The 20,243-nt window shown below is 67.9% G+C and carries 17 protein-coding genes; 13 read left to right on the top strand and 4 right to left on the bottom strand.

All coding sequences use genetic code 11. The annotated features are described in order from the left end of the window. Positions 1 to 56 precede the first annotated feature (56 nt). The 5 genes from frc to DFQ14_RS20590 all read left to right on the top strand — a co-directional run bounded on the left by frc (position 57) and on the right by DFQ14_RS20590 (position 6,914). Positions 57 to 1,286, top strand: a complete 1,230-nt coding sequence (gene frc, locus DFQ14_RS20610; protein WP_114454991.1) for a formyl-CoA transferase — start codon at positions 57 to 59, stop codon at positions 1,284 to 1,286. A gap of 1 nt (position 1,287) precedes the next feature. Next, complete coding sequence (locus DFQ14_RS20605; protein WP_114454990.1) at positions 1,288 to 3,423, top strand: acetate--CoA ligase family protein; 2,136 nt, start codon at positions 1,288 to 1,290, stop codon at positions 3,421 to 3,423. A 487-nt stretch (positions 3,424 to 3,910) separates the two neighbouring features. After that, positions 3,911 to 5,317, top strand: coding sequence for an Nramp family divalent metal transporter (locus DFQ14_RS20600; protein ID WP_114455002.1), 1,407 nt, complete (start codon positions 3,911 to 3,913; stop codon positions 5,315 to 5,317). Beyond that, a complete protein-coding gene (locus DFQ14_RS20595; RefSeq protein ID WP_179951631.1) occupies positions 5,317 to 5,931 on the top strand; it encodes a hypothetical protein in 615 nt (204 codons plus the stop codon). The genes DFQ14_RS20600 and DFQ14_RS20595 overlap by 1 nt, the downstream gene beginning before the upstream one ends. Then, positions 5,928 to 6,914 carry a TerC family protein gene (locus DFQ14_RS20590; RefSeq protein ID WP_114454989.1) on the top strand — a complete coding sequence of 329 codons (987 nt, stop codon included), beginning with the start codon at positions 5,928 to 5,930 and terminating at the stop codon, positions 6,912 to 6,914. Before DFQ14_RS20595 ends, DFQ14_RS20590 begins: the two co-directional genes overlap by 4 nt. 84 nt (positions 6,915 to 6,998) lie before the next feature. On the opposite strand, the gene DFQ14_RS20585 is transcribed toward DFQ14_RS20590, so the two are convergent. Continuing rightward, positions 6,999 to 7,202, bottom strand: coding sequence for a hypothetical protein (locus tag DFQ14_RS20585; protein ID WP_114454988.1), 204 nt, complete (start codon positions 7,200 to 7,202; stop codon positions 6,999 to 7,001). A 439-nt stretch (positions 7,203 to 7,641) separates the two neighbouring features. On the opposite strand from DFQ14_RS20585, the gene DFQ14_RS20580 reads away from it, so the two are divergent. The 3 genes from DFQ14_RS20580 (at position 7,642) to DFQ14_RS20570 (ending at position 12,280) form a co-directional block, all read left to right on the top strand. After that, positions 7,642 to 8,970 (top strand): OFA family MFS transporter, encoded by a 1,329-nt coding sequence (locus DFQ14_RS20580; protein ID WP_114454987.1) that lies wholly within the window; start codon positions 7,642 to 7,644, stop codon positions 8,968 to 8,970. Between the two features lie 144 nt (positions 8,971 to 9,114). Then, complete coding sequence (locus DFQ14_RS20575) at positions 9,115 to 11,046, top strand: molybdopterin oxidoreductase family protein (protein ID WP_114454986.1); 1,932 nt, start codon at positions 9,115 to 9,117, stop codon at positions 11,044 to 11,046. A gap of 148 nt (positions 11,047 to 11,194) precedes the next feature. Then, positions 11,195 to 12,280: a permease gene (locus DFQ14_RS20570; RefSeq protein ID WP_114454985.1), complete on the top strand. Its 1,086-nt coding sequence runs from the start codon at positions 11,195 to 11,197 to the stop codon at positions 12,278 to 12,280. 83 nt (positions 12,281 to 12,363) lie between these two features. Here DFQ14_RS20570 and DFQ14_RS20565 read toward each other — a convergent pair whose 3' ends face one another. Both DFQ14_RS20565 and DFQ14_RS20560 read right to left on the bottom strand, forming a co-directional pair. After that, positions 12,364 to 12,801 carry a DUF6157 family protein gene (locus DFQ14_RS20565; RefSeq protein ID WP_114454984.1) on the bottom strand — a complete coding sequence of 146 codons (438 nt, stop codon included), beginning with the start codon at positions 12,799 to 12,801 and terminating at the stop codon, positions 12,364 to 12,366. 174 nt (positions 12,802 to 12,975) lie between these two features. Continuing rightward, on the bottom strand, positions 12,976 to 14,115 hold the full coding sequence (locus DFQ14_RS20560) for an acyl-CoA dehydrogenase family protein (protein ID WP_158546736.1): 1,140 nt from the start codon (positions 14,113 to 14,115) through the stop codon (positions 12,976 to 12,978). 488 nt (positions 14,116 to 14,603) lie between these two features. Between DFQ14_RS20560 and DFQ14_RS20555 the strand changes: the two genes are divergently transcribed. From DFQ14_RS20555 to DFQ14_RS20535, 5 genes are all read left to right on the top strand, one after another. Next, positions 14,604 to 15,104 carry a universal stress protein gene (locus DFQ14_RS20555; protein WP_246195395.1) on the top strand — a complete coding sequence of 167 codons (501 nt, stop codon included), beginning with the start codon at positions 14,604 to 14,606 and terminating at the stop codon, positions 15,102 to 15,104. A 125-nt stretch (positions 15,105 to 15,229) separates the two neighbouring features. Further along, positions 15,230 to 15,595, top strand: coding sequence for an ArsR/SmtB family transcription factor (locus tag DFQ14_RS20550; protein WP_114454982.1), 366 nt, complete (start codon positions 15,230 to 15,232; stop codon positions 15,593 to 15,595). A gap of 150 nt (positions 15,596 to 15,745) precedes the next feature. Further along, positions 15,746 to 16,861 (top strand): ACR3 family arsenite efflux transporter, encoded by a 1,116-nt coding sequence (gene arsB, locus DFQ14_RS20545; RefSeq protein ID WP_114454981.1) that lies wholly within the window; start codon positions 15,746 to 15,748, stop codon positions 16,859 to 16,861. 88 nt (positions 16,862 to 16,949) lie between these two features. Then, complete coding sequence (locus DFQ14_RS20540; protein ID WP_114455000.1) at positions 16,950 to 17,303, top strand: arsenate reductase/protein-tyrosine-phosphatase family protein; 354 nt, start codon at positions 16,950 to 16,952, stop codon at positions 17,301 to 17,303. A 121-nt stretch (positions 17,304 to 17,424) separates the two neighbouring features. Further along, entirely contained in the window at positions 17,425 to 18,507 is a 1,083-nt protein-coding gene (locus tag DFQ14_RS20535) for an ArsO family NAD(P)H-dependent flavin-containing monooxygenase (protein ID WP_114454980.1), read from the top strand. 47 nt (positions 18,508 to 18,554) lie between these two features. On the opposite strand, the gene DFQ14_RS20530 is transcribed toward DFQ14_RS20535, so the two are convergent. Continuing rightward, on the bottom strand, positions 18,555 to 20,171 hold the full coding sequence (locus tag DFQ14_RS20530) for a peptide chain release factor 3 (RefSeq protein WP_114454979.1): 1,617 nt from the start codon (positions 20,169 to 20,171) through the stop codon (positions 18,555 to 18,557). Positions 20,172 to 20,243 lie beyond the last annotated feature (72 nt).

Raw genomic sequence — 20,243 nt, 5'->3', positions numbered from 1 at the left:
GGTCGACGCGCGCCGAGCATGTCGCGGCGCGCCTGTTCGAAAAAGGGGAAAGGCACATGAGCAAGGCACTGGAAGGTGTCCGCGTGCTCGACATGACCCATGTCCAGTCGGGACCGTCCGCGACGCAGATTCTGGCCTGGCTGGGCGCCGAGGTCGTCAAGCTGGAATCACCCAGCGGGGACATCACGCGCACCCAGCTCAGCGATGTCGACAACGGCGACAGCCTCTACTTCACGATGCTCAACTGCAACAAGCAGAGCATCACCCTCAACATGAAAAGCGAGCGGGGCAAGGAGGTTTTCACCGAACTCGTCGCGAGCTCCGACGTCCTCGTGGAGAATTTCGGTCCCGGCGCCGTGGATCGCATGGGATTCACCTGGGGAAGGCTCCAGGAAATCAATCCACAACTCATCTACGCCTCGATCAAGGGATTCGGCGAGGGTCCGTACACGCATTACAAGGCCTACGAGGTCGTCGCCCAGGCCATGGGCGGTTCCATGAGCACGACCGGGTTCGAAGACGGTCCCCCGACGGCGACCGGTGCGCAAATCGGCGACTCGGGTACCGGGATCCACACCGTGGCGGGCATCCTCGCCGCACTGTTCCAGCGGGAACGCGGCGGACACGGCCAGCGGGTGTCGGTGGCGATGCAGCACGCGGTCCTCAACCTCTGCCGGGTCAAGCTCCGCGACCAGCAACGGCTGGCCCGAGGGCCCCTGCGTGAATACCCGAACGACGAATTCGGCGAGGAGGTGCCGCGTTCGGGCAACGCCTCCGGCGGGGGGCAGCCGGGATGGGCGGTGCGCTGCAAACCCGGCGGGCCCAACGACTACATCTACGTCATCGTCCAGCCCGCCGGCTGGGCCCCGATCGCGAGTTTGATCGGCCGGCCCGAGCTCGCCGACGATCCCGAGTGGAACACGCCGCAAGCACGGCTGCCCAAATTGGACAAGATGTTCCACATGATCGAGGAGTGGACGATCAACCACGACAAGTGGGAGGTGCTGGCCCAGCTCAACGCCCACAACATCCCGTGCGGCCCGATCCTGTCCACCCGGGAGCTGATCGAGGACTCCTCGCTGGCCGACAACGACATGATCGTGTCCGTGGACCATCCCGAACGCGGCGAGTTCAAGACCGTGGGGTGCCCGATCAAGCTGTCCGACTCACCGGTGGAGGTCGAGCGATCCCCGCTGCTGGGCGAGCACAACGAAGACGTCTACATCCGCCGGCTGGGACTCGAGGAATCCGAGTTCGCCGAACTCAAAGCGAACGGAGTGATCTGAGATGGCCTACGACAGCACCAGCGTACGCGAGATCCTCGACAAGGCACGGGCCGAGGGGCGCGAGGCGCTGACCTCTCCCGAGGGGAAGTTGCTGTGTGACGCCTACGGCATTCCCATCGCCGGTGAGGGGTTGGCCGGCACCGCCGAGGAGGCCGTGGAGATCGCCGAGTCGATCGGCACCGCGGTCGCGATGAAGATCGTCTCCCCGCAGATCCTGCACAAGACCGACGCCGGCTGCGTGGTCGTCGACGTCGAGGGATCCCAGGAGGTGCGCTCGGCCTACGACAAGATCCTGGCCAACGCCCGGGCCCACGACCCCGGCGCCACCATCCACGGTGTCCAGGTGCAGCAGATGGTCACCAGCGGGCACGAGGTGATCATCGGCGCGACCACCGACCCGACCTTCGGCAAGGTGGTGGCCTTCGGCCTCGGCGGTGTCCTCGTCGAGGTCCTGCAGGACGTCACCTTCCGGCTCGCCCCCGTGGCCGCCGGTGAGGCGCGTTCGATGCTCGACGACATCGCCGCCGCCGACGTGCTGCGCGGCGCCCGCGGCGCCGAACCCGCCGACTCCGACGCGCTGGCCGACGTGGTCCGGCGACTTTCCGACCTGGTCACCGACTTCCCCGAGATCCGGGAGTTCGATCTCAACCCGGTCTTCGCGGGGGCCGACGGTGCCACGGCCGCGGACGTGCGCGTGCTCGTCGAAACCGGCGAGGTCGCCCGGCCGGAGCAGCGTTCCCAGGAAGAGATCCTGCGGACCATGAACCGGTTGATGAAGCCCGACAGCGTCGCGGTGATCGGCGCGTCCTCCGAAGAGGGCAAGATCGGCAACTCGGTCATGAAGAATCTCATCAACGGCGGCTACTCCGGACAAATCCATCCGATCAATCCGAAGGCCGACGAGATTCTCGGGCGCACGGCCTACTCCAGCATCGCCGAGGTGCCCGGCAACATCGACGTGGCCATCTTCACGGTGCCGGCCAAGTTCGTCCCCGCCGCGCTGGAGGAATGCGGGCGCAAGGAGATCCCGGCCGCGGTGCTCATTCCCTCCGGCTTCGCCGAGACCGGCAACGACGAACTTCAGCAGCAGGTGGTCGACATCGCCGGGCAGTACGACATCCGGCTGCTCGGGCCGAACATCTACGGCTACTACTACACCCCGAAGGATCTGTGCGCCACCTTCTGCACTCCCTACGACGTGCGCGGCGGCGTGGCGCTGACCTCGCAGAGCGGCGGCATCGGCATGGCCATCCTCGGCTACAGCCGCACCACCAAGATGGGCGTGTCGGCCATCGTCGGTCTCGGCAACAAGTCCGATGTCGACGAGGACGACCTGCTGACCTTCTTCGAGCACGACGACAACACCAACTGTGTGGCCATGCACCTCGAAGACCTCAAGGACGGCCGGTCCTTCGTGGAAACCGCCCGCAGGATGACCCGCAAGAAACCCGTCGTCGTCCTCAAAGCGGGCAGGACCGAGATGGGCGCCCGCGCCGCCAGTTCCCACACCGGCGCCCTGGCGGGCAACGACAAGGTCTACGACGACATCCTGCGCCAGTCCGGCGTCGTGCGGGCACCGGGTCTCAACGAGATGCTGGACTACGCCCGCGGCTTGCCGACCCTGCCCACGCCCCAGGGCGAGAACGTCGTGATCATCACCGGTGCAGGCGGTTCCGGGGTGCTGCTGTCCGATGCCTGCGTGGCCAACGACCTCGACCTCATGCACATCCCACCGGATCTCGACCAGGCCTTCCGCGAGCACATCCCCCCGTTCGGCGCCGCGGGCAACCCGATCGACATCACCGGCGGTGAACCGCCCAGCACCTATGAATCCACGATCAAACTCGCCCTGCACGATCCCCGCATCCACGCGGTGATCCTGGGCTACTGGCACACCATCGTCACCCCGCCCATGGTCTTCGCCGAGCTCACCGTCCGCGCCGCCGAAGAGGCACGAGCCGCCGGCATCGACAAGCCCATCGTCGCCTCGCTCGCCGGCGACACCGAGGTCGAAAAGGCCAGCGACCACCTCTTCGAGAACGGGATCGTGGCTTTTCCCTACACCACCGAGAAGCCCGTCGCCATCCTCGGCGCCAAGTACCAGTGGGCCCGCTCGGCGGGACTGCTCCCCCGCTGAAGGGCTCGGGAGAGCGGGCACCGCCAACCGCCGTCATCGGCGCGCGCCGGACGCGCGCCGGGAAGTGGAAAAAGCCCGCCGACTGCCCGGAACTCGGCCTCCGCACCGGGCCGGTCTGCTCACCGGGCAAGGCAGTCGGTCGGGACAGCCGGGCCGGGGCGGCACGACAGGTACCGAACGACGGTGCTCGTGTCCGCCCCTCCCGGGCAGCGGTTGATGCGCCGTTCACCGAGAACGAGCATCGACGCGCTCGCATCGCCGCCGGCGCCGATTCGACGTGCGCCACCGAGGGCCCCCGACCGGAGCTCTCGGTTCGTGCAAGCGGTATCGCGCAACAGGAGGCACAACAGCAGGTCCGAACACGGCTCAAGGGAGATCCGAAGTGGACGCTGATAATCCACCCGCCGCCAGAGAACCCGATCCGGAACTGACCACGGCCGAAGGCACCGAGGACGAACGGGTGTGGTCGGCCGGTCGGCTGGATCCCATGCCGATCCGCAAGCTGCCCGAGTCACCACCGTCGATCCACCTTCTCGGACCGACCGTATTCCTCGTCGCCCTCGGTGTGGGGATGGGCGAGACCTACATGTGGCCACGGCTGGTCCTCGTCTTCGGGCCGGAGATCCGCTGGCTGTTCCTCATCGGTGTCACGCTGCAGGCGTTCGTCATGCTGGAGATGGCCCGGTATGCGATGGCCACCGGCGAGAGCATCTTCACCGGTGCGGCCCGTGTGGCCAAACCACTGATGTGGTTCTTCTTCGGCACGGCACTGATCGTCTACATATGGCCCGGACACCTCTCGGCCGGAGCCGGAGCGCTCGAACAGATCACCGGAATACCGTGGATGGTCACCGCGATAGCCGGGCTGCTGCTCGTCGGCCTGATATTCACGCTGGCCAAAGTGATCTACAACCTGCTGGAGAGCGTGCTGTCGTTCCTCATCGGGTTGCTCGTGGTCGGGTCGAGCATCATCGCCGCGATGGTGGGCCAATTCAGCGACGTGACCAGCACGCTGACGGGGATGGTCCAATTCGGCTACCTGCCGGATGCGGCGACGTCCGCGGCCTGGTTCCCCATCATCGTCGGCTCGATCGCCTTCGCAGGCCCCTCCGGCATGCAGCAGATGTGGTACACGCTGCACCTGCGCGAGAAGGGCGCCGGGATGGGCGCGCACATTCCCAAGCTCCGTGGTCTGGCCCACGCGGGTGACGAGGAAGCGATGCCCGCACGCGGCTTCATGTTCGACACCGACGACCCCGACGAGATGCGCAAGTGGAAGGGCTGGCGCCGCTGGGTGACCTTCGACGCGCTGCTGCTCTTCTGGGGTATCACGATGCTCGTCACGGTCACGTTCACCGTGCTGGCACAGTCCGCCGCCCGGCAGAACCCCAACGTGCGGATCCTGATCGAAAACGGTGAGCGCGAAGCGGCGATGAACGCGATGGCGGATTCGTTCAGCGCCGCGGGAGGCCCCCTGCTGGGCGGGATTTTCCTCGGGTTCATCGCCCTGATCGGCCTCAACGCCACGCTCGGCCTGTACGATTCGTTCTCCCGTGGTCAGGCCGACATGGCCTACAACTTCATCAAGGGCGTCAACAAGTTCCGGATGGCGCACATCTACGCGACGTTCCTGTGGGGTGTGATCATCTTCGGGATCCTCGTCCTGCTGTTCGGACCAGCGGACGGACCCAGCGCCATTCTCGACACCCTGGCGTTCCTCTCGGCCTTCGCGATGGGCGCCTACTGCGTGGTGCTGCTGCTGGTGAACAACATCATGCTGCCCAAGCCGATCCGGCCGAATCTGGCGAGCAATCTGATCATCGGCTTCGGTGCCACGTTCTACCTGGGCATGCTCTTCTTCAGCCTGTTCACCTACGGCGTCATCCCGGACTGATGACCATGACAGAGACGGCACTTCCCCAACGTGAGGCAACACTTCCCCAACGTATGGGCGAGTTGGCCCTGCCCGGCGCGCTGGTCGGGGCTCTCGCCGGCTGCTTCGCAGCAATACTGGCGGTACTCGGTGGCCAGACACCGTCCTGGGCAGCGATCACCACGGTGACCCTGGCCGTCCCCCTGGCCATCCTGGGTGCCGGCTACAGCCTGCTGCTGGCGACCGGCCTGTTCCGACCCGGAGTGTTCGCTCCCGCCGGGCTGTACTGGTTCATCGGGTTCCCGCTGGCCCGGCTGGTGCACGAGCTGGGAGCCCACTCGATTCTGGCCGGTCAGCTCGGAATGCCGAAGGATCCGCTGGCTTTCCTCGCCTTCCAGGCACTGGTCAGCCTCGGATTCGCGATCGGCTTCCTCTGGCTGCACGAGCGGGTCATGCCCAGGTGGTTACTGCGAGTCTACGAACACAACTCGCGAGCCTGGAATGTGCTGGCGCACTACCTCCAACTCGCCGAGCAGATCCAGGAACAGCGGGACCGTAAGCAGACCCGTAGCCGGCGGGGCAAGGAACGATCCCTGCGGGAGCGCGTCGCCGAACGGCAGGGAGGACACGGATGACGATACCCGGTTGGCTGTGGATCGCGACGATCGCCGGCTTGCTGGCGCTGCTCGCGTTCGATTTCTGGCTCGTTTCCCGCAATCCCCGCGATCCGTCGCTGAAGGAGTCGGCGGCGTGGGTCTCCTTCTACGTCGCTCTCGCGGTGCTGTTCGGGATCGGGGTCATGACACTCGGTGGGAGCCGGTACGGCGGCGAGTTCTTCGCCGGCTGGATCACCGAGTACTCCCTGAGCATCGACAACCTGTTCATCTTCGTGCTGATCATGACCCGATTCTCGGTACCCCGCCAGTACCGGCAGAAGGTCCTGCTGATCGGCATCGTGCTGGCACTGATCATGCGGGGCGTGTTCATCGCCCTCGGTGCCGGGATGGTGGCACGCTTCAACTGGATCTTCTACATCTTCGGGGCCTTCCTGCTCTACACCGCCTGGAAGCTGATCAAGGACAACGGAGGGGAGGAGGAATTCTCGGAAAACGCCGCGCTGCGCACCGTGCGACGTGTGCTGCCGACGAGCCCGGACTACCACGGCGCGGCGATGACCACCCGCATCGACGGGCGACGGGTGGTGACACCGATGCTGATCGTGATGGTGGCCATCGGCACGACGGACCTGCTGTTCGCGGTGGACTCCATTCCCGCCATCTTCGGTCTCACCAAGGAGCCCTACCTGGTCTTCACGGCCAACGCCTTCGCCTTGATGGGGTTGCGGCAGCTGTTCTTCCTCATCGGTGGTCTCCTCGACCGGTTGATCTACCTGAGCAAGGGACTGGCGATCGTCCTGGCCTTCATCGGGGCGAAGCTGATCCTCGAAGCCCTGCACCACCAGGGGGTGCACTGGGTGCCGACGATCCCGATCACCGTCTCGCTGCTCGTGATCGTCGGCACGCTCACCATCACCGCCGTGGCGAGCCTGCTCAAGTCCCGGCAGCAGGCTCGCGCCGACAACGAGGTGTCCGCCACCGACGAGGCCGAGGTGCCGTAAACGTCGGGTCAGCGGAGTGCCGATGCGGTGCTGGAGGAGCGAGCACGCTGTGCCGTTCCTCCAGCACCGGCCCGGGTCTCGGCGTCAACCACGAGCACCCGCCGAGCCCTTCTCCTTCTCCCGCTGGGACGGGTTCGCCCGGGCGACCACGGCACGGTCGCCCGGCGAGTCCAGTTCACGACTCGAGTCGATCGCCGTCGACAGAGCCAGACCCAGCATGCGTCCGTCGGCCGCACAGCCACGCGGCATCCGCGCGAAGTGGCGCACGATGTTCTTCAGTCCCCGCATGGGTACTCACCTCTTTCTCTCGCCAAGGGGGCCTACCCGTTCGAAAGGCGGGCCAGTCATCAACCCGTGTCGAGGCCGTTCGTGGCGCTCGGTCGCCGGGCCACCCGGCCGGCCACCATTCCGCCGAGGGATCGCCTCGGGGGAGGCCTCGTCACCGTTGCGCTCGTCGCACCGGTGATCCGGGTGCCGGGATCTTCTTACCCCGGACACGCCATACAGTATCCAGAACTCCGGCGCCGAGCAGGTCGGCTGTGAGCAGGGCTACACGCACACCTGCGGCGCGACAGCCAACGTCACCGCGCTGAGCTGCAACAAAGGCTTCCCTGGTGACGAAGGACACAGCATACTGAATTCGGTATGCACGCCACACCGGTACCGTTCCCGCGCTGTCACACCAGCGAGCCGATCGCCAACCGGACCCGATTTCCGGAGGTGCATCATGAGCAGCCCCGTTCAGCAGATACGCGACCACCACGGCCGCCGCTACCGGATCGGAGAACAGCCGCGAGAGCTCATGGGGAGATCCAGGACGTGGATGCTCCTGCTGTGCTGGGCACCGATGCTGCTGGTGGGCACAGGCCAGTACGCCTACGGCGCCGCGCTCCCCTCGATGGCCACCGACCGGGGATGGCCGCTCGGCAGCTCTCTGTGGCCACTGGCCGTGTGGACGATCTTCCAGGCCGGCGCGGGGTATCCCGTGGCGCACCTGCGCCAGCGCCATCGCATCGGTCCGCGGCCCATGATGATCCTCGGGGCGCTGCTGTGCCTGGCCAGTCCCCTCACCCTGGCACACGCGCAGAGCCTGCCCGGCATGCTGGTCGGGTACTCCGTCCTCGGCGGCACCGGGGCGGGATTGATCTACGCCACCTGTACCTCGACCGTGGCCAAGTGGTATCCGGAGCGGGCGGCGAGCCGGGTCAGCGCTGTCACGGGTGCCTTCGCCTACGGCTCGGTTCCCTTCATCGTAGCCCTCGTCGTCGGGGTGGATGCCGGCACCGTGCCGGTGGCATTCGACGGTTTCGGCATGCTGCTGTTCGCCGTGGTGCTCGCCTGCGGGATGCTGTTCACCGACCCGCCGCGGGACTGGTGGCCCTCCCACATCGACCCGCGGCAGTGGGCCTCGAGCGGACGGCTCAACCCCGGCCGGCTCCGGAATCCTCCGGCGGTGCGGCAGTACACCGCAGCCGAGGCACTGCGCACTCCCGCTCTTCCGGTGATGTATGCCTGCCTGTTCTGCGCGGGCTCGGTGTCCCTGTTCAACGCGGTGCTCCTGGTGGTCTTCACCACCCGGCTCGATTACGGGCCCTGGTCCGTGGCGGTGCTCGCCGCCGCGTTCGCCGGCGTCAACGGGGCGGGGCGGGCACTGGCGATCCGCGTGTCCGATCGCGTCGGCCGCCGCCGTGTCCTGGCCTGGTCCCTCGGCATTCAGGGTGCGGGCCAGTTCTGTCTGCTGCTGGCCGCGGCGGGTGCCACGGGTGGGGTACTGGCGGCGGGAACGGTGCTCGCCGGTCTCGGCGGAGGAGCCTTCTATCCGCTGTTCGCGAGCCTGGCGCGGGAGTTTTTCGGGGAGAACAGCAGCGCGGAGGTTCACGGCGTCATCTACAGCGCGAAAGCGTTCAGCGGCGTGGCCGGGGTGGGCATGGCGGTGCTGGCACTGGGTCCCTGGGGCTGTGCGCCCGTGTTCGCCGCCGCCGGGTTCCTGGCACTGTGCTCGGCGGTGCTCACCCGGACGCTACGGCGTCCCGGGATGCCCCGCACCCTGCCGTAGCCCGACCACGGTACGAGGATCTTGACCAGGAACTCCATACTGTATACTATTATGTCCGCGTGGGGCCTGACGCCGGGACTGCAACCCGAACGTCATCGCCTCTTCCGCAACGGCGACATCGGCTCAATTGCGCTGGAGGCAGCAATGCGCTACACCCGACTCACGGAACCGCTGGTCCGGGAAAACGGGGAGTTCCGGGAAACCACCTGGGAGCACGCCCTGGATCGAGCCGCCGAAGGCTTCCGGCGCAACCTCGACAGGCACGGTCCGGACGCTTTCGGAATGATGTCCTGTTCCCGCGCGACCAACGAGATGAACTTCATCGGGCAGAAGTTCGTCCGGTCCGTGATCGGCACCAACAGCGTCGACTCCTGCAACCGCACTTGACACGCTCCCAGCGTCGCCGGTCTGGCGGCCGTGTTCGGTGCCGGGGGTGGCACCTCGTCCTACCGGGAGATCGAGGACACCGATGTGGTGATCCTGTGGGGATCCAACGCCCGGGAGACACACCCCATCTTCTTCCACCATGTCCTGAAAGCACTCCACAAGGGAGCCAAGCTCTACGTCGTGGACCCGCGGCGGACCCGCTCGGCACAGTGGGCCGACAACTGGCTCAGCCTGAACGTGGGTACCGACATTCCGCTCGCCAACGCGGTCGCCCGCGAGATCATCCGGCAGAACCTGTACAACACCGCCTTCGTCGAGCGTGCGACGACGGGCTTCGAGGAGTTCGCCGCCGCGGTCGAGCCCTGGACGCTCGAGCGGGCCGAGCGCGAAACCGGCGTGCCGGCTTCGGCGATCCGTGAGCTCGCCCATGCCTATGCCCAGGCCGACCGCGCCCAGTTGTGCTGGACGCTCGGAATCACCGAGCACCACAACGCCACCGACAACGTCCGGGCACTGATCAACCTGTCCTTGCTGACCGGCCATGTCGGACGGTACGGGTCGGGGCTCAACCCGTTGCGGGGCCAGAACAACGTCCAGGGCGGCGGGGACATGGGAGCCATCCCCAACCGGCTTCCCGGGTTCCAGGACATCCTCGATCCCGCGGTGCGGGAGAAGTTCGCCCACGCGTGGGGGACCCCGATCCAGCCGAGGTACGGACGGCATCTGACGCAGATGCTGGAGGCGATGGATTCCGGCGAGATGACCAACGCCTACATCATCGGGGAGAACCCGGTGCAGTCGGAAGCCGACGCCACACGCACCGCGGCCAGGCTCTCCGGGCTGGACCATCTCGTGGTGCAGGACATGTTCCTGACCAAGACCGCTGCGCTCGCCGATGTCGTGCTGCCCGCCAGCGCGTCGTGGTGTGAGACCAACGGCACGGTCACCAACAGCGAACGGCGTGTCCAGCTGGTCCGCCAGGCCCTGGCCCCACCGGGCAACGCGCGCAACGACATCGACATCATCGGCGATATCGCACGGCGGCTCGGCCACGACTGGGGTCGGCCCGGTGCGGAGCGGATCTGGGACGAGTTGCGCTCGCTGTCTCCCATCCATGCCGGGATGAGTTACCGGAGACTGGCGGAGCTGAACGGTATCCAGTGGCCCTGCTATTCCGAGGACACTCTCGAACCGCCGTATCTGCACGGCAGGCTCTGGGACGACGATCCGGACAGCAGGGGCGCTCCGGCCCCCTTCGCGGCGGTCGAGCACCGGCTGCCGGTGGACGCGCTCGACGAGGACTACCCGCTGCGGCTGACCACGGGGCGGCGGCTCGACTCCTACAACACGGGAGTGCAGTCGGGCGGGTTCTCCTCCCCGATGCGCGACGGTGAGGGCATCGACCTGAGCGCGGAGGACGCCGCACGCCTGGGCTTGCGGGCCGGCGAGCGGGTCACGGTCAGTTCGCGGCGGGGATCGGTCGTCGCGCCGGTGCGTGTCGATCCCACGCTGCGGGCCGGCCTGGCGTTCATGACGATGCACTTCCCCGACGAGGTCGACACGAACTCGCTGACGATCGAGGCCAGCGATCCGGTCGCCGGAACCGCCGAGTACAAGGCCACGGCCATCCGCATCGACAAACTCGGCAGCACCACGGCCGATCCGGCACCGGTCTCGGGCGTGCCGTGACACACCGCTCGGGATGCGTCCTTGCGGCACCGCGTGGATACTTCCTTCCGGGCCTGCGGTGGGGTGCTCATCGCCGCACCGCAGGCCGGACCCGGTATGTTCCTACCGCAGCTGGCGGAATGGATACCACATACGGTATACAGTACCTATGTACTCCTCCGTCGAACCGTCGCGGGTGCAGGTACGCAGCGGCACAGTGGTGCGGGTGGCGATCTTCCTCGTCGTCACCGCCATCGGGCTCACCTGGGCCAAGTGGTGGCCCTATGCGACCCGGATCCGGGATCTGTGGGCGCAGCGGCAGCCGGCCTCCACGTCGGTGCTCGACTCGGCGGGAGCCGCGGGATCCGCACCGAGTTGGCGCGCCGGATGGGATTTCACCGTCACCTACATGGCGGCGGTGTGGCCCGCCCTGGTAGTGGCCCTGGTGGTCGCCGCGCTGCTGGACGCCCTGGTTGCGCGACGCCGGCTGCCGGTCCTGTTCGGCAACCGGTCGAGGCTCGCCGGCTCGCTGACGGGAGGAGTACTGTCGCTGCCGAGCATGATGTGCACCTGCTGCACCGCCCCGCTCGTGGCGACCCTGCGGCGGCAGGGTGTGCAGCGCTCGGCACTGCTGGCCTACTGGGTCGGCAATCCCACCCTCAACCCGGCCGTGCTGGCCTTCCTGCTCCTGATCGCGCCCTGGCAGTGGTTCGCAACCCGCCTGGTAGTCGGAATGGTGCTCGTCTTCTGGTTCAGCGCGCTGGTGGCCCGGCTGTTCGCCCCGGCAACCGGACACAGCGAGGCCGTCTCCGCCCCACCGCCCGGGCCCACGCCCGGACCGGGCACACCGAAAGAGGTGGCCCGGGGCTTCCTGACCCGACTGGCCACGCTGTCGCTGCTGCTCGTCCCCGAGTACTTCGCCGTCGTGTTCGTCCTGGGCGCACTGCGCGGATGGCTCTTCCCACTGGACCAGGGCGCGCTGGGCTGGGGGCCGCTGATCGTGGTGATCGCCGCCGTCGCCGGAACCCTGGTCGTCATCCCGACGGCCGGTGAGATCCCGATCCTGCTCGGCCTCGTCACCGTCGGTGCGGGCGCGGGCACGATCGGAGCGTTGCTGATCACGCTGCCTGCCGTGAGCGCGGCCTCGGTGGTGATGCTCGGCCGGGCACTGTCCTGGCGGGTCGCCTGGGCGATGGCCGGAGCCGTCGCCGTCAGCGGCCTGCTCGGCGCCGGTTTCCTGACGGCGCTCACCTGAACGCGCGATGCCGGTGGTGACGGCACAACACCTGCACCCGCTTGTTGCCCGGCGGAAACAGAAAGCAGCCCCGGATGTCGCGCTCAAGAGCGACTGCGCGAACTGCGCATGGCCCTGGTCACCGTGATCGGTGCTCCCGACTCGCTGCGCCGCCTGCCGGAGACGAACTCGGCGTATTGCGGAGTTTCGACACCGTACAGGGCCAGACAGCCGTGTGAGTCGGCGTGAATGCCCCAGCCGTAGCGCTTCCCCAGGTCGGACGAGCGCAGGCAAGCCCGGCTCCGGGAGTGGAACTCGGCACGGGCCGTCTCCCGCCCCGTCTCGGGAATCCCCTGGCGGTCGGCGAAGACGGTGAACAGGACATCGCCGGACGTGAACCCGTAGGGGTGCTCCGCGATCAGCCGATAGGTGCGCGCGGCGATCGACGGGTTCTCCGATCTGCTCGGAGGTACCGTCCCCGTCTCCGCCGGGCTGTCCTCGGCGACGGCGATGAAGGTGTCCCTGTAGTCGACTCGCTCCATAACCGTGATCGTAGCCGGGATCTCCGACAGTGCGCGGAAGTCGAGAGCGAGCCCCCTTGCCCGTGCCCACCACGTCGCACCGACCGAGCCACGGAAGGTGGGCGTGCCCGCCCGGGGGAGGTCGGCCCGGGCGGGCACGGGCACATCATCAATCGAGTCGGCAGGTGCGGACCGTCAACCGGTCTCCGAAACGGCCTCCGGGCCTGCGACCCCGCACACGGCACGGCCGAGCAGATCCAGCACCGCATCCGTGGTGAGATGGCCGTAGCCGGCGGTATGGGCATCCCGGAAGTGCCGTTCGATACCGATGTCCTTGCGGAAGGCGGACTGGCCACACACTTTCATGCCCAGCTCGGCAACCTGCACCGCGGCATCGGCCGCGATGGGCATCGTCTCCAGCAGGCGCATCCGGAAGTCCTCGTCCCGCCAGATCGCGGCCTGCACGGCATCGCCGAGCGCCACTCGCACCACCCGTGCCCTGGCCTTCATCCGAGCCAGGTCGGAACGCACCTCCGGCTGGTGGGCAGGGGGCGCCTGCCCGCGGGCCCAGGACGGCTGCGGCCCCGTCACGCACTCCACCGATCGCTGGATCACCGCCTCCATCGACCCCAGAGCCATGGCCGCGTTCAACGCCAGGAACCACGGCAACGCGGTGGCGTGCACGATGTCCGTACCGTCCCCGTCACCGCCCAGCACAGCCGACGAGGGCACCTGCGCCGGATCGGCGGTCACCATCGCCGCCCCGCTGCCCCGGAGACCGACCCCCTCCCGATGGGTCGGCACGCACAGCCCCGGTGCTTCGGCAGGCACCATCCACAGGGTCGAGGAGTCACGCGTACCGCGGGCACCGCTGGACCAGACGTAGCTGTCCGCCTCACCGGCGGCGGTCACCCAGCTCTTGCGTGCGTGCAGGTCTACCACTCCTCCGTGTACCGAGGGTGGCCTGCCGGGTGCGAGCGGGGGCCCGTCGCCGAGTTCCGACAGTGCCAGTGTCGCCAGGTGCCGCCCCGCGGCGATGTCGGCGAGCACGGCAGGAGGGCCGTACTCGGTCAACACCGCGGTCGCGGCGAAGTGGGCCTGCAGCACCGCAGCCGTGGAGCCACAGGCGCGTCCCACCTGTTCGACCACGTGCACGGCCTCGGCCAGTCCCTTGCCACCACCGCCGTGACGCGTCGGGACGGTCAGGCCGAGAATGCCGGCCCGCCCCAGTGCGGTGATCGCGGTCCTGGGAAATGTCGCGTGATCGTCCACGTGCCGCGCGGCGGGTTCGACCACCGTGCGGATCACGCGGGCAAGGTCGCCGGAGTAGCTCACGAATCCACCTCCTCGAGGGGCGATGACCGACCTGAGCGGCCGGCCGGGTCGGTGGGTAGAGGGCACAGGACGGGAAGTTTCCGTACGGCCGCTCGTTCGGCGGTGGCCGGCTGCGCACTTGATCGATGCCCGCATGCAGCCGGAAGCTTTTGCATACAGTATGTCGTACACTACGAACCGCGCAAGCACTCGTGTCGACACCGCCGCGGAAGTCGAGCAACTCCGGCGGCGCTCCCCTGCCACCCCTTGAGGAGGAAAGCGCTCGCCACCGCCCTCGACGGGGACATCAGTCGAGAGACGCCCGAAATCGACCACCCTCCACCGGAGCGCGACGAGAAACGAAGGGTGGACAATCCCGCGAATGATCGGGTAAATCTACATACCGTATGTTGTGATCCACATCACGAAGAAACCACATCACGAAGAAACGAGTGTCGGCCGAACCAACACCGCAGCGCCCACATCGAAACTTTCGGATCCAGGACCTCATGCACACGGACTCCCCGGGCATGTCCGCGGCCAAGCGCCTTGCTCTCACCACCGAAGGGCCCGCCATGGACAGTGGCAGCGAGTACAGGATCGTGGTCGGCGTCGACGGATCGCCTTCTTCCCAGGCCGCATTCCACTGGGCTGTGCAGCATGCCGAGCTCACCGAGGGAGTGGTACAAGCCGTCCTCGCATGGCAATATCCCGCCTTTTCCCGCTGGGAAGGCGGGATTCTGGTACCGGAGGATTTCGAGGGCCCGGCACGGAAGATCCTGGCCGACACGGTCGAGGCAACCGTCGGCCGGCTCGACGGGAAGCCGGTGGTCCACCAGGACGTCGTGCACAGTTCCAGCGTGCCCGCACTGCTTCGCGCGGCCAGGAACGCGGACCTTCTCGTGCTCGGCAGCCACCGAGGCCGTGGCTTCTTCCGGCGCTGGTGCGGTTCCGTGAGCCGCCGGTGCGCTCGCCGTTCACAGTGCTCGGTGGTCATCATCCGCGCGTAGCCGCCGTGCCACCACCACTCGATGTGGGAAAACGTCTTCTGCCCGTGCAGTGAGCTCCGCCTCGACCGACCCCGCGAAGCGCAGGCCGATTGCGCCCGGGAATCGATATATGTCAAATTTGAACTATGTCGAACCAAACCGGGCAGGACTCCGGGCGGTGGTGCTGCTCGCCGGTGACCGGTGAACCGCTGTCGGGCGAACAGGCCGGCCAGTTGGCCACGATGTTCAAGGCGCTGGGGGATCCGGTGCGCCTGCGGCTGTTGAGCCTGATCGCCGCCCATGCCGGCGGGGAAGCGTGCGTGTGTGACCTCACCGGAGCCTTCGACCTGTCGGGGCCGACGATCTCGCACCACCTCAAAGTGCTGCGCGAGGCGGGACTGATCGCCAGTGAACGGCGTGCCACCTGGGTCTACTACTGGGTGCTGCCCGAGGCGCTGCAGCAGCTTTCCTCCGTACTGGGGCCGGCTCCGGCAGCAGCCACGCGAGGTTGACCACCGGCACGGGTCCGCGGCCCGGTGCCGTGGACAACAACGGGCTCATTGCCCCGAACTTCCGCGCTCCCGAGGGGCGGCGAGCAACGCGGAAGTCTTCGACGATCACTTCGACAGCACTCGGGTCGAAGCACGAACGAGAGGTGGAGCGTGACCGAAACGGCGGAGCAGCCACCGGCGAGCACGGTGGTGCAGCGGTTGTCGCTGCTGGACCGGTTTTTGCCGGTGTGGATCGGTACGGCCATGGTGATCGGGCTGCTGGCCGGCCGATTCGTGCCGGGACTGAACACGGTGCTGAACTCGCTGCACGTGGTCTCCGGGGTGTCACTGCCGATCTTCATCGGGCTGCTGGTGATGATGTATCCGGTGCTGGCCAAGGTCCGCTACGACCGGCTGGAGTCCGTCACCGCCGACAAGCGCCTGCTGATCTCCTCGCTGGTGATCAACTGGCTGGTCGGTCCAGCGGTGATGTTCGTGCTGGCCTGGACTTTCCTGCCGGATCTGCCGGAATATCGCACCGGTCTGATCATCGTCGGACTGGCCCGCTGCATCGCCATGGTCATCATCTGGAACGATCTGGCCTGCGGCGACCGCGAGGCCGCCGCCGTGCTCGTGGCGCTGAACTCGGTGTTTCAGGTGTTGGCGTTCGCCGGGCTGGGCTGGTTCTACCTGTCGGTGCTGCCGGGCTGGCTCGGTTTGTCCCAGGTCGGCCTCGATGTATCGGCCTGGCAGATCGCTCGATCGGTGCTGATCTTCCTCGGCATCCCCCTGGTGGCCGGCTACCTCTCCCGCCGCTTCGGCGAACGCGCCCAGGGCCGCCAGTGGTACGAATCGACGTTTTTGTCCACCATCGGCCCGATCGCCCCGTACGGGCTGCTGTTCACCATCATCGTGCTGTTCGCCCTGCAAGGTGAGGCGATCACCAGCCGGCCCCTGGACGTGGCCCGCATCGCCCTGCCGCTGCTGATCTACTTCGTGATCATGTGGGCGGGCACCTTCGCCCTCGGCAAGGGCCTGCGTCTGTCGTATGAACGGTCGACGACCCTGGCGTTCACCGCCGCGGGCAACAACTTCGAACTGGCCATCGCCGTGGCGATCGCCACCTTCGGTGTCACCAGCGGCCAGGCCCTGGCCGGGGTGGTCGGCCCACTCATCGAGGTGCCCGTGCTGGTCGGGCTGGTCTACGTCTCCCTGGCCGCCCGCCGCTGGTTTTCCAGCGACTCGACCACCGCGCCCGTCTCCGCCGACGCATCCCGGCGGCAGTAATTCCCGATCCCGCCCCCGAGGAGAGCACTCCGTGTCTTCCACTCCGGAAGTGTTGTTCGTGTGCGTGCACAACGCCGGACGCTCGCAGATGGCCGCCGCCCTGCTGGCCCACCACGCCCCAGGGGCCGTGGCCGTGCGCTCAGCCGGCTCCACCCCCGCCAGTGAGGTCAACCCCGCCGTCGTCGAGGTCATGAGCGAACTCGGCATCGACGTCTCCCAGCAGTTCCCCACGAAGCTGACCACCGGCGCCGTGGAGGCCTCCGACGTGGTCATCACCATGGGCTGCGGCGACGCCTGCCCGGTGTCTCCCGGCAAGCGCTACCTCGATTGGGACCTCGACGACCCGGCGGGCAAACCCGCCGAGCAGATCCGCCCGATCCGCGACGAGATCGACCGCCGCGTGCGCGACCTGCTCGCCGAGCTCGTCGGACAGCCGAGCTGATTCCCGGATCACAGCGCGGCGAGAGCAGCCGAGACACAACCGCCGATCACCGCTGCCGCCGCGCACACGCGGCACTGCCGTCCGGCGCTGCGATGACGTGCGCACCGAGAGAGGAAAAACCGTGGCCGAGGTCTGCGATGTGGTGGTGATCGGCGGCGGCCAGGCCGGGCTTGCCGCCGGATACTTCCTCCGGCGAGCGGGTCTGGACTTCGCCGTCCTCGACGCCGCTCCCGAACCGGGCGGGGCCTGGCAGCACGGATGGGACTCGCTGCGGCTGTTCTCCCCGGCCGAGCACAGCCCGCTGCCCGGATGGCCGATGCCGCGCCAACCCGGCGAGGAGTTCCCGACGGCCGGCCACGTCGTCGACTACCTGGCCCGCTACGAGCAGCGCTACGACCTGCCGGTCCACCGGCCCGTGCGCGTGCACGGGGTGCACCGGGGCGAGAACGATCTCGCGGCGCACACCGACCACGGCACGTGGCACGCCAGGGCGGTCATCAGCGCCACCGGCACGTGGCAATCGCCCTACGTCCCCTCCTACCCGGGACAGGAGAAATTCACCGGTCACCAGTTGCACACCGTCTCCTACCGGCGTCCCGACGACTTCCGCGGTCAGCGGGTGATCGTGGTCGGCGGCGGCAACTCGGCCGCACAGATCCTCGCCGAGGTCTCCACCGTGGCCGAGACGACCTGGGTGACCTCGCGTCGGCCGCGCTTCATGCCCGAAGGCGTCGACGGTCGTGTGCTGTTCGACGTTGCCACCCGGCGAGAAGCGGCCCGGCGACTCGGTACCGAAGACACCGGTGGAGTGGCCGCGCTCGGCGACATCGTGATGGTGCCCGGCGTGCTCGAGGCCCGCGATCGTGGCGTGCTGCACGCCGAGCCGATGTTCACTCGGCTCACCGCCGGCGGTGTCGCCTGGACCGACGGCAGCGAACGGATCGCCGATGCGATCATCTGGTGCACCGGATTCCGGCCGTCGCTGCGGCATCTGCGTCCGCTGGCGCTGCGCCGCCACGGCGGCATCATTCCCACCGACGGAACCCGCTCGATTCAGGAACCCCGCCTGTACCTGCTGGGCTACGGCGACTGGACCGGCCCCGCCTCTGCCACCCTCATCGGCGCAGGCCGCACCGCCAAAACCACTGTCGCCGACATCGCCGAGCGGCTCACCGTACCGGTTTCCGCCCGCCGGCGGCCGTGAACGCAGCGCCGGTCAGGGCTTCTGCACAAGCCGGTCCGCACGGCCACTTACTCCGCGTCGGCGACGACGTGGCGCAGGTCCAGTTCGGGATGCAGCCGGATCAGCGATCGTAGGGCGATGTCGTCGGTGAACGCGGCCAGCGCCGAACCGTCGGGCCGGTCGAACACCTCGCTGGTGCGGGTCTGCAGCCTCGGGCGCTGGCTTTCATCGCCCACCAGGCGCACCACCCGGTAGGGCAGTCGTTCGAGCTCGATGGGAGCGCGGAACTCGGACTCCATGCGATGGGTGGCCACGTCGAACTGCATCGGACCCACCGCGGCCAGCACCGGCGCACCCTCCCCCCGGGTCTGCGAATGCAGCACCTGCACCACCCCTTCCTGGGACAGCTGCTCGATACCGCGCCGGAACTGCTTGGCACGCCCCGGATCACTGGTGCGGGCCACCGCGAAGTGCTCCGGGGCGAAACTGGGCATGCCGGGAAACTCCACCGCGGGCTTGCCGGCATACAGGGTGTCGCCGACCCCGAGGGCGGAGGCGTTGACCAGGCCGACCACGTCACCGGGATAGGCCGTCTCGACGGTGTCGCGCTGCCGACCGAAGACCTGCTGGGCGTACTTGGTGGCAAAGGGCCTGCCCGTGGCGGCATGCGTGACGACCATGCCGCGTTCGAACTCGCCCGAACACACCCGCGCGAAGGCCACCCGGTCCCGATGGGCCGGATCCATCCCGGTCTGCACCTTGAACACGAACGCCGAAAACGGCGCCTCCAACGGACGAGACTTGCCCCGCACATCGGCACGCGGGCCCGGCTGCGGCGCCAACCGCACCAGCACATCGAGCAACTGTCCGACCCCGAAATTGCGCACCGCCGACCCGAACAACACCGGCGTGGCACTGGCCTCGTTGAACGCGGCGATGTCCAGATCGGCACCGTCGGCCGAGAGCAACTCGGACTCCTCAACCGCCTGCTGCCACTCCGCGCCGATCTCGGCCGCGGCCTGCTCGGCGCTCAACCGCTGCTGGGCCGCCAGCTGGGCCCCGCCGGCCTGGCGCTCGTAGCCGACGAACCCGCCGGCCTCGCGATCCAGCACCCCGCGGAAATGCCCCGCCTCGCCCACCGGCCAGGTCAACGGCATCGGAGACAACCCGATGCGCTCGGAGAGCTCATCGCACAACTCCAGGGCCGCACGCCCCGGACGATCCCACTTGTTGATGAACGTGATCACCGGGATGCCCCGGTGGCGGCACACGTCGAACAGCTTCAACGTCTGCGGCTCCAGCCCCTTGGCCGCATCCAGCAGCATCACCGCCGAATCCACCGCCGACAACACCCGATAGGTGTCCTCGGAAAAATCCGCGTGCCCCGGCGTGTCCAACAGGTTGATCACGCAGTCGTCATAGCCGAACTGCAACGCCGCCGAGGTGATCGAAATCCCCCGGGCACGCTCCATGGCCAACCAGTCCGACACCACACCGCGCCGACCGGCCTTACCGTGCACCGCACCAGCCTCCGACAGCACCCTGGCATGCAGCGCCAGCGCCTCGGTCAACGTCGACTTGCCCGCGTCCGGATGACTGATCACCGCAAACGTACGACGCCGCCGGGCCTGCTGCACGGGATCACCGCCACCGACAGCACTACGCGCATCCTCCGTGGCACTCATCGCAATCCCCGTTGCAGGCGCATGCCCTGCCGGTCTCGACTCTGCACGCCGCCGAACCTCCTCGCCGAACTC

Origin of the sequence: Halopolyspora algeriensis (genome assembly GCF_003337235.1) — a bacterium.
Taxonomy (GTDB): Bacteria; Actinomycetota; Actinomycetes; order Mycobacteriales; family Pseudonocardiaceae; genus Haloactinomyces; species Haloactinomyces algeriensis.
This window is presented reverse-complemented; position numbering and strand designations above follow the sequence as displayed.

Coding starts and splice junctions, on each gene's coding strand:
- DFQ14_RS20590 (WP_114454989.1), top strand. CDS start 5,928: ATGACGATACCCGGTTGGCTGTGGATCGCGACGATCGCCGGCTTGCTG.
- frc (WP_114454991.1), top strand. CDS start 57: ATGAGCAAGGCACTGGAAGGTGTCCGCGTGCTCGACATGACCCATGTC.
- DFQ14_RS20555 (WP_246195395.1), top strand. CDS start 14,604: ATGCACACGGACTCCCCGGGCATGTCCGCGGCCAAGCGCCTTGCTCTC.
- DFQ14_RS20600 (WP_114455002.1), top strand. CDS start 3,911: ATGCCGATCCGCAAGCTGCCCGAGTCACCACCGTCGATCCACCTTCTC.
- DFQ14_RS20530 (WP_114454979.1), bottom strand. CDS start 20,171: ATGAGTGCCACGGAGGATGCGCGTAGTGCTGTCGGTGGCGGTGATCCC.
- DFQ14_RS20605 (WP_114454990.1), top strand. CDS start 1,288: ATGGCCTACGACAGCACCAGCGTACGCGAGATCCTCGACAAGGCACGG.
- DFQ14_RS20580 (WP_114454987.1), top strand. CDS start 7,642: ATGAGCAGCCCCGTTCAGCAGATACGCGACCACCACGGCCGCCGCTAC.
- DFQ14_RS20595 (WP_179951631.1), top strand. CDS start 5,317: ATGACCATGACAGAGACGGCACTTCCCCAACGTGAGGCAACACTTCCC.
- DFQ14_RS20570 (WP_114454985.1), top strand. CDS start 11,195: ATGTACTCCTCCGTCGAACCGTCGCGGGTGCAGGTACGCAGCGGCACA.
- DFQ14_RS20585 (WP_114454988.1), bottom strand. CDS start 7,202: ATGCGGGGACTGAAGAACATCGTGCGCCACTTCGCGCGGATGCCGCGT.
- DFQ14_RS20565 (WP_114454984.1), bottom strand. CDS start 12,801: ATGGAGCGAGTCGACTACAGGGACACCTTCATCGCCGTCGCCGAGGAC.
- DFQ14_RS20540 (WP_114455000.1), top strand. CDS start 16,950: ATGGCCGCCGCCCTGCTGGCCCACCACGCCCCAGGGGCCGTGGCCGTG.
- DFQ14_RS20550 (WP_114454982.1), top strand. CDS start 15,230: ATGTCGAACCAAACCGGGCAGGACTCCGGGCGGTGGTGCTGCTCGCCG.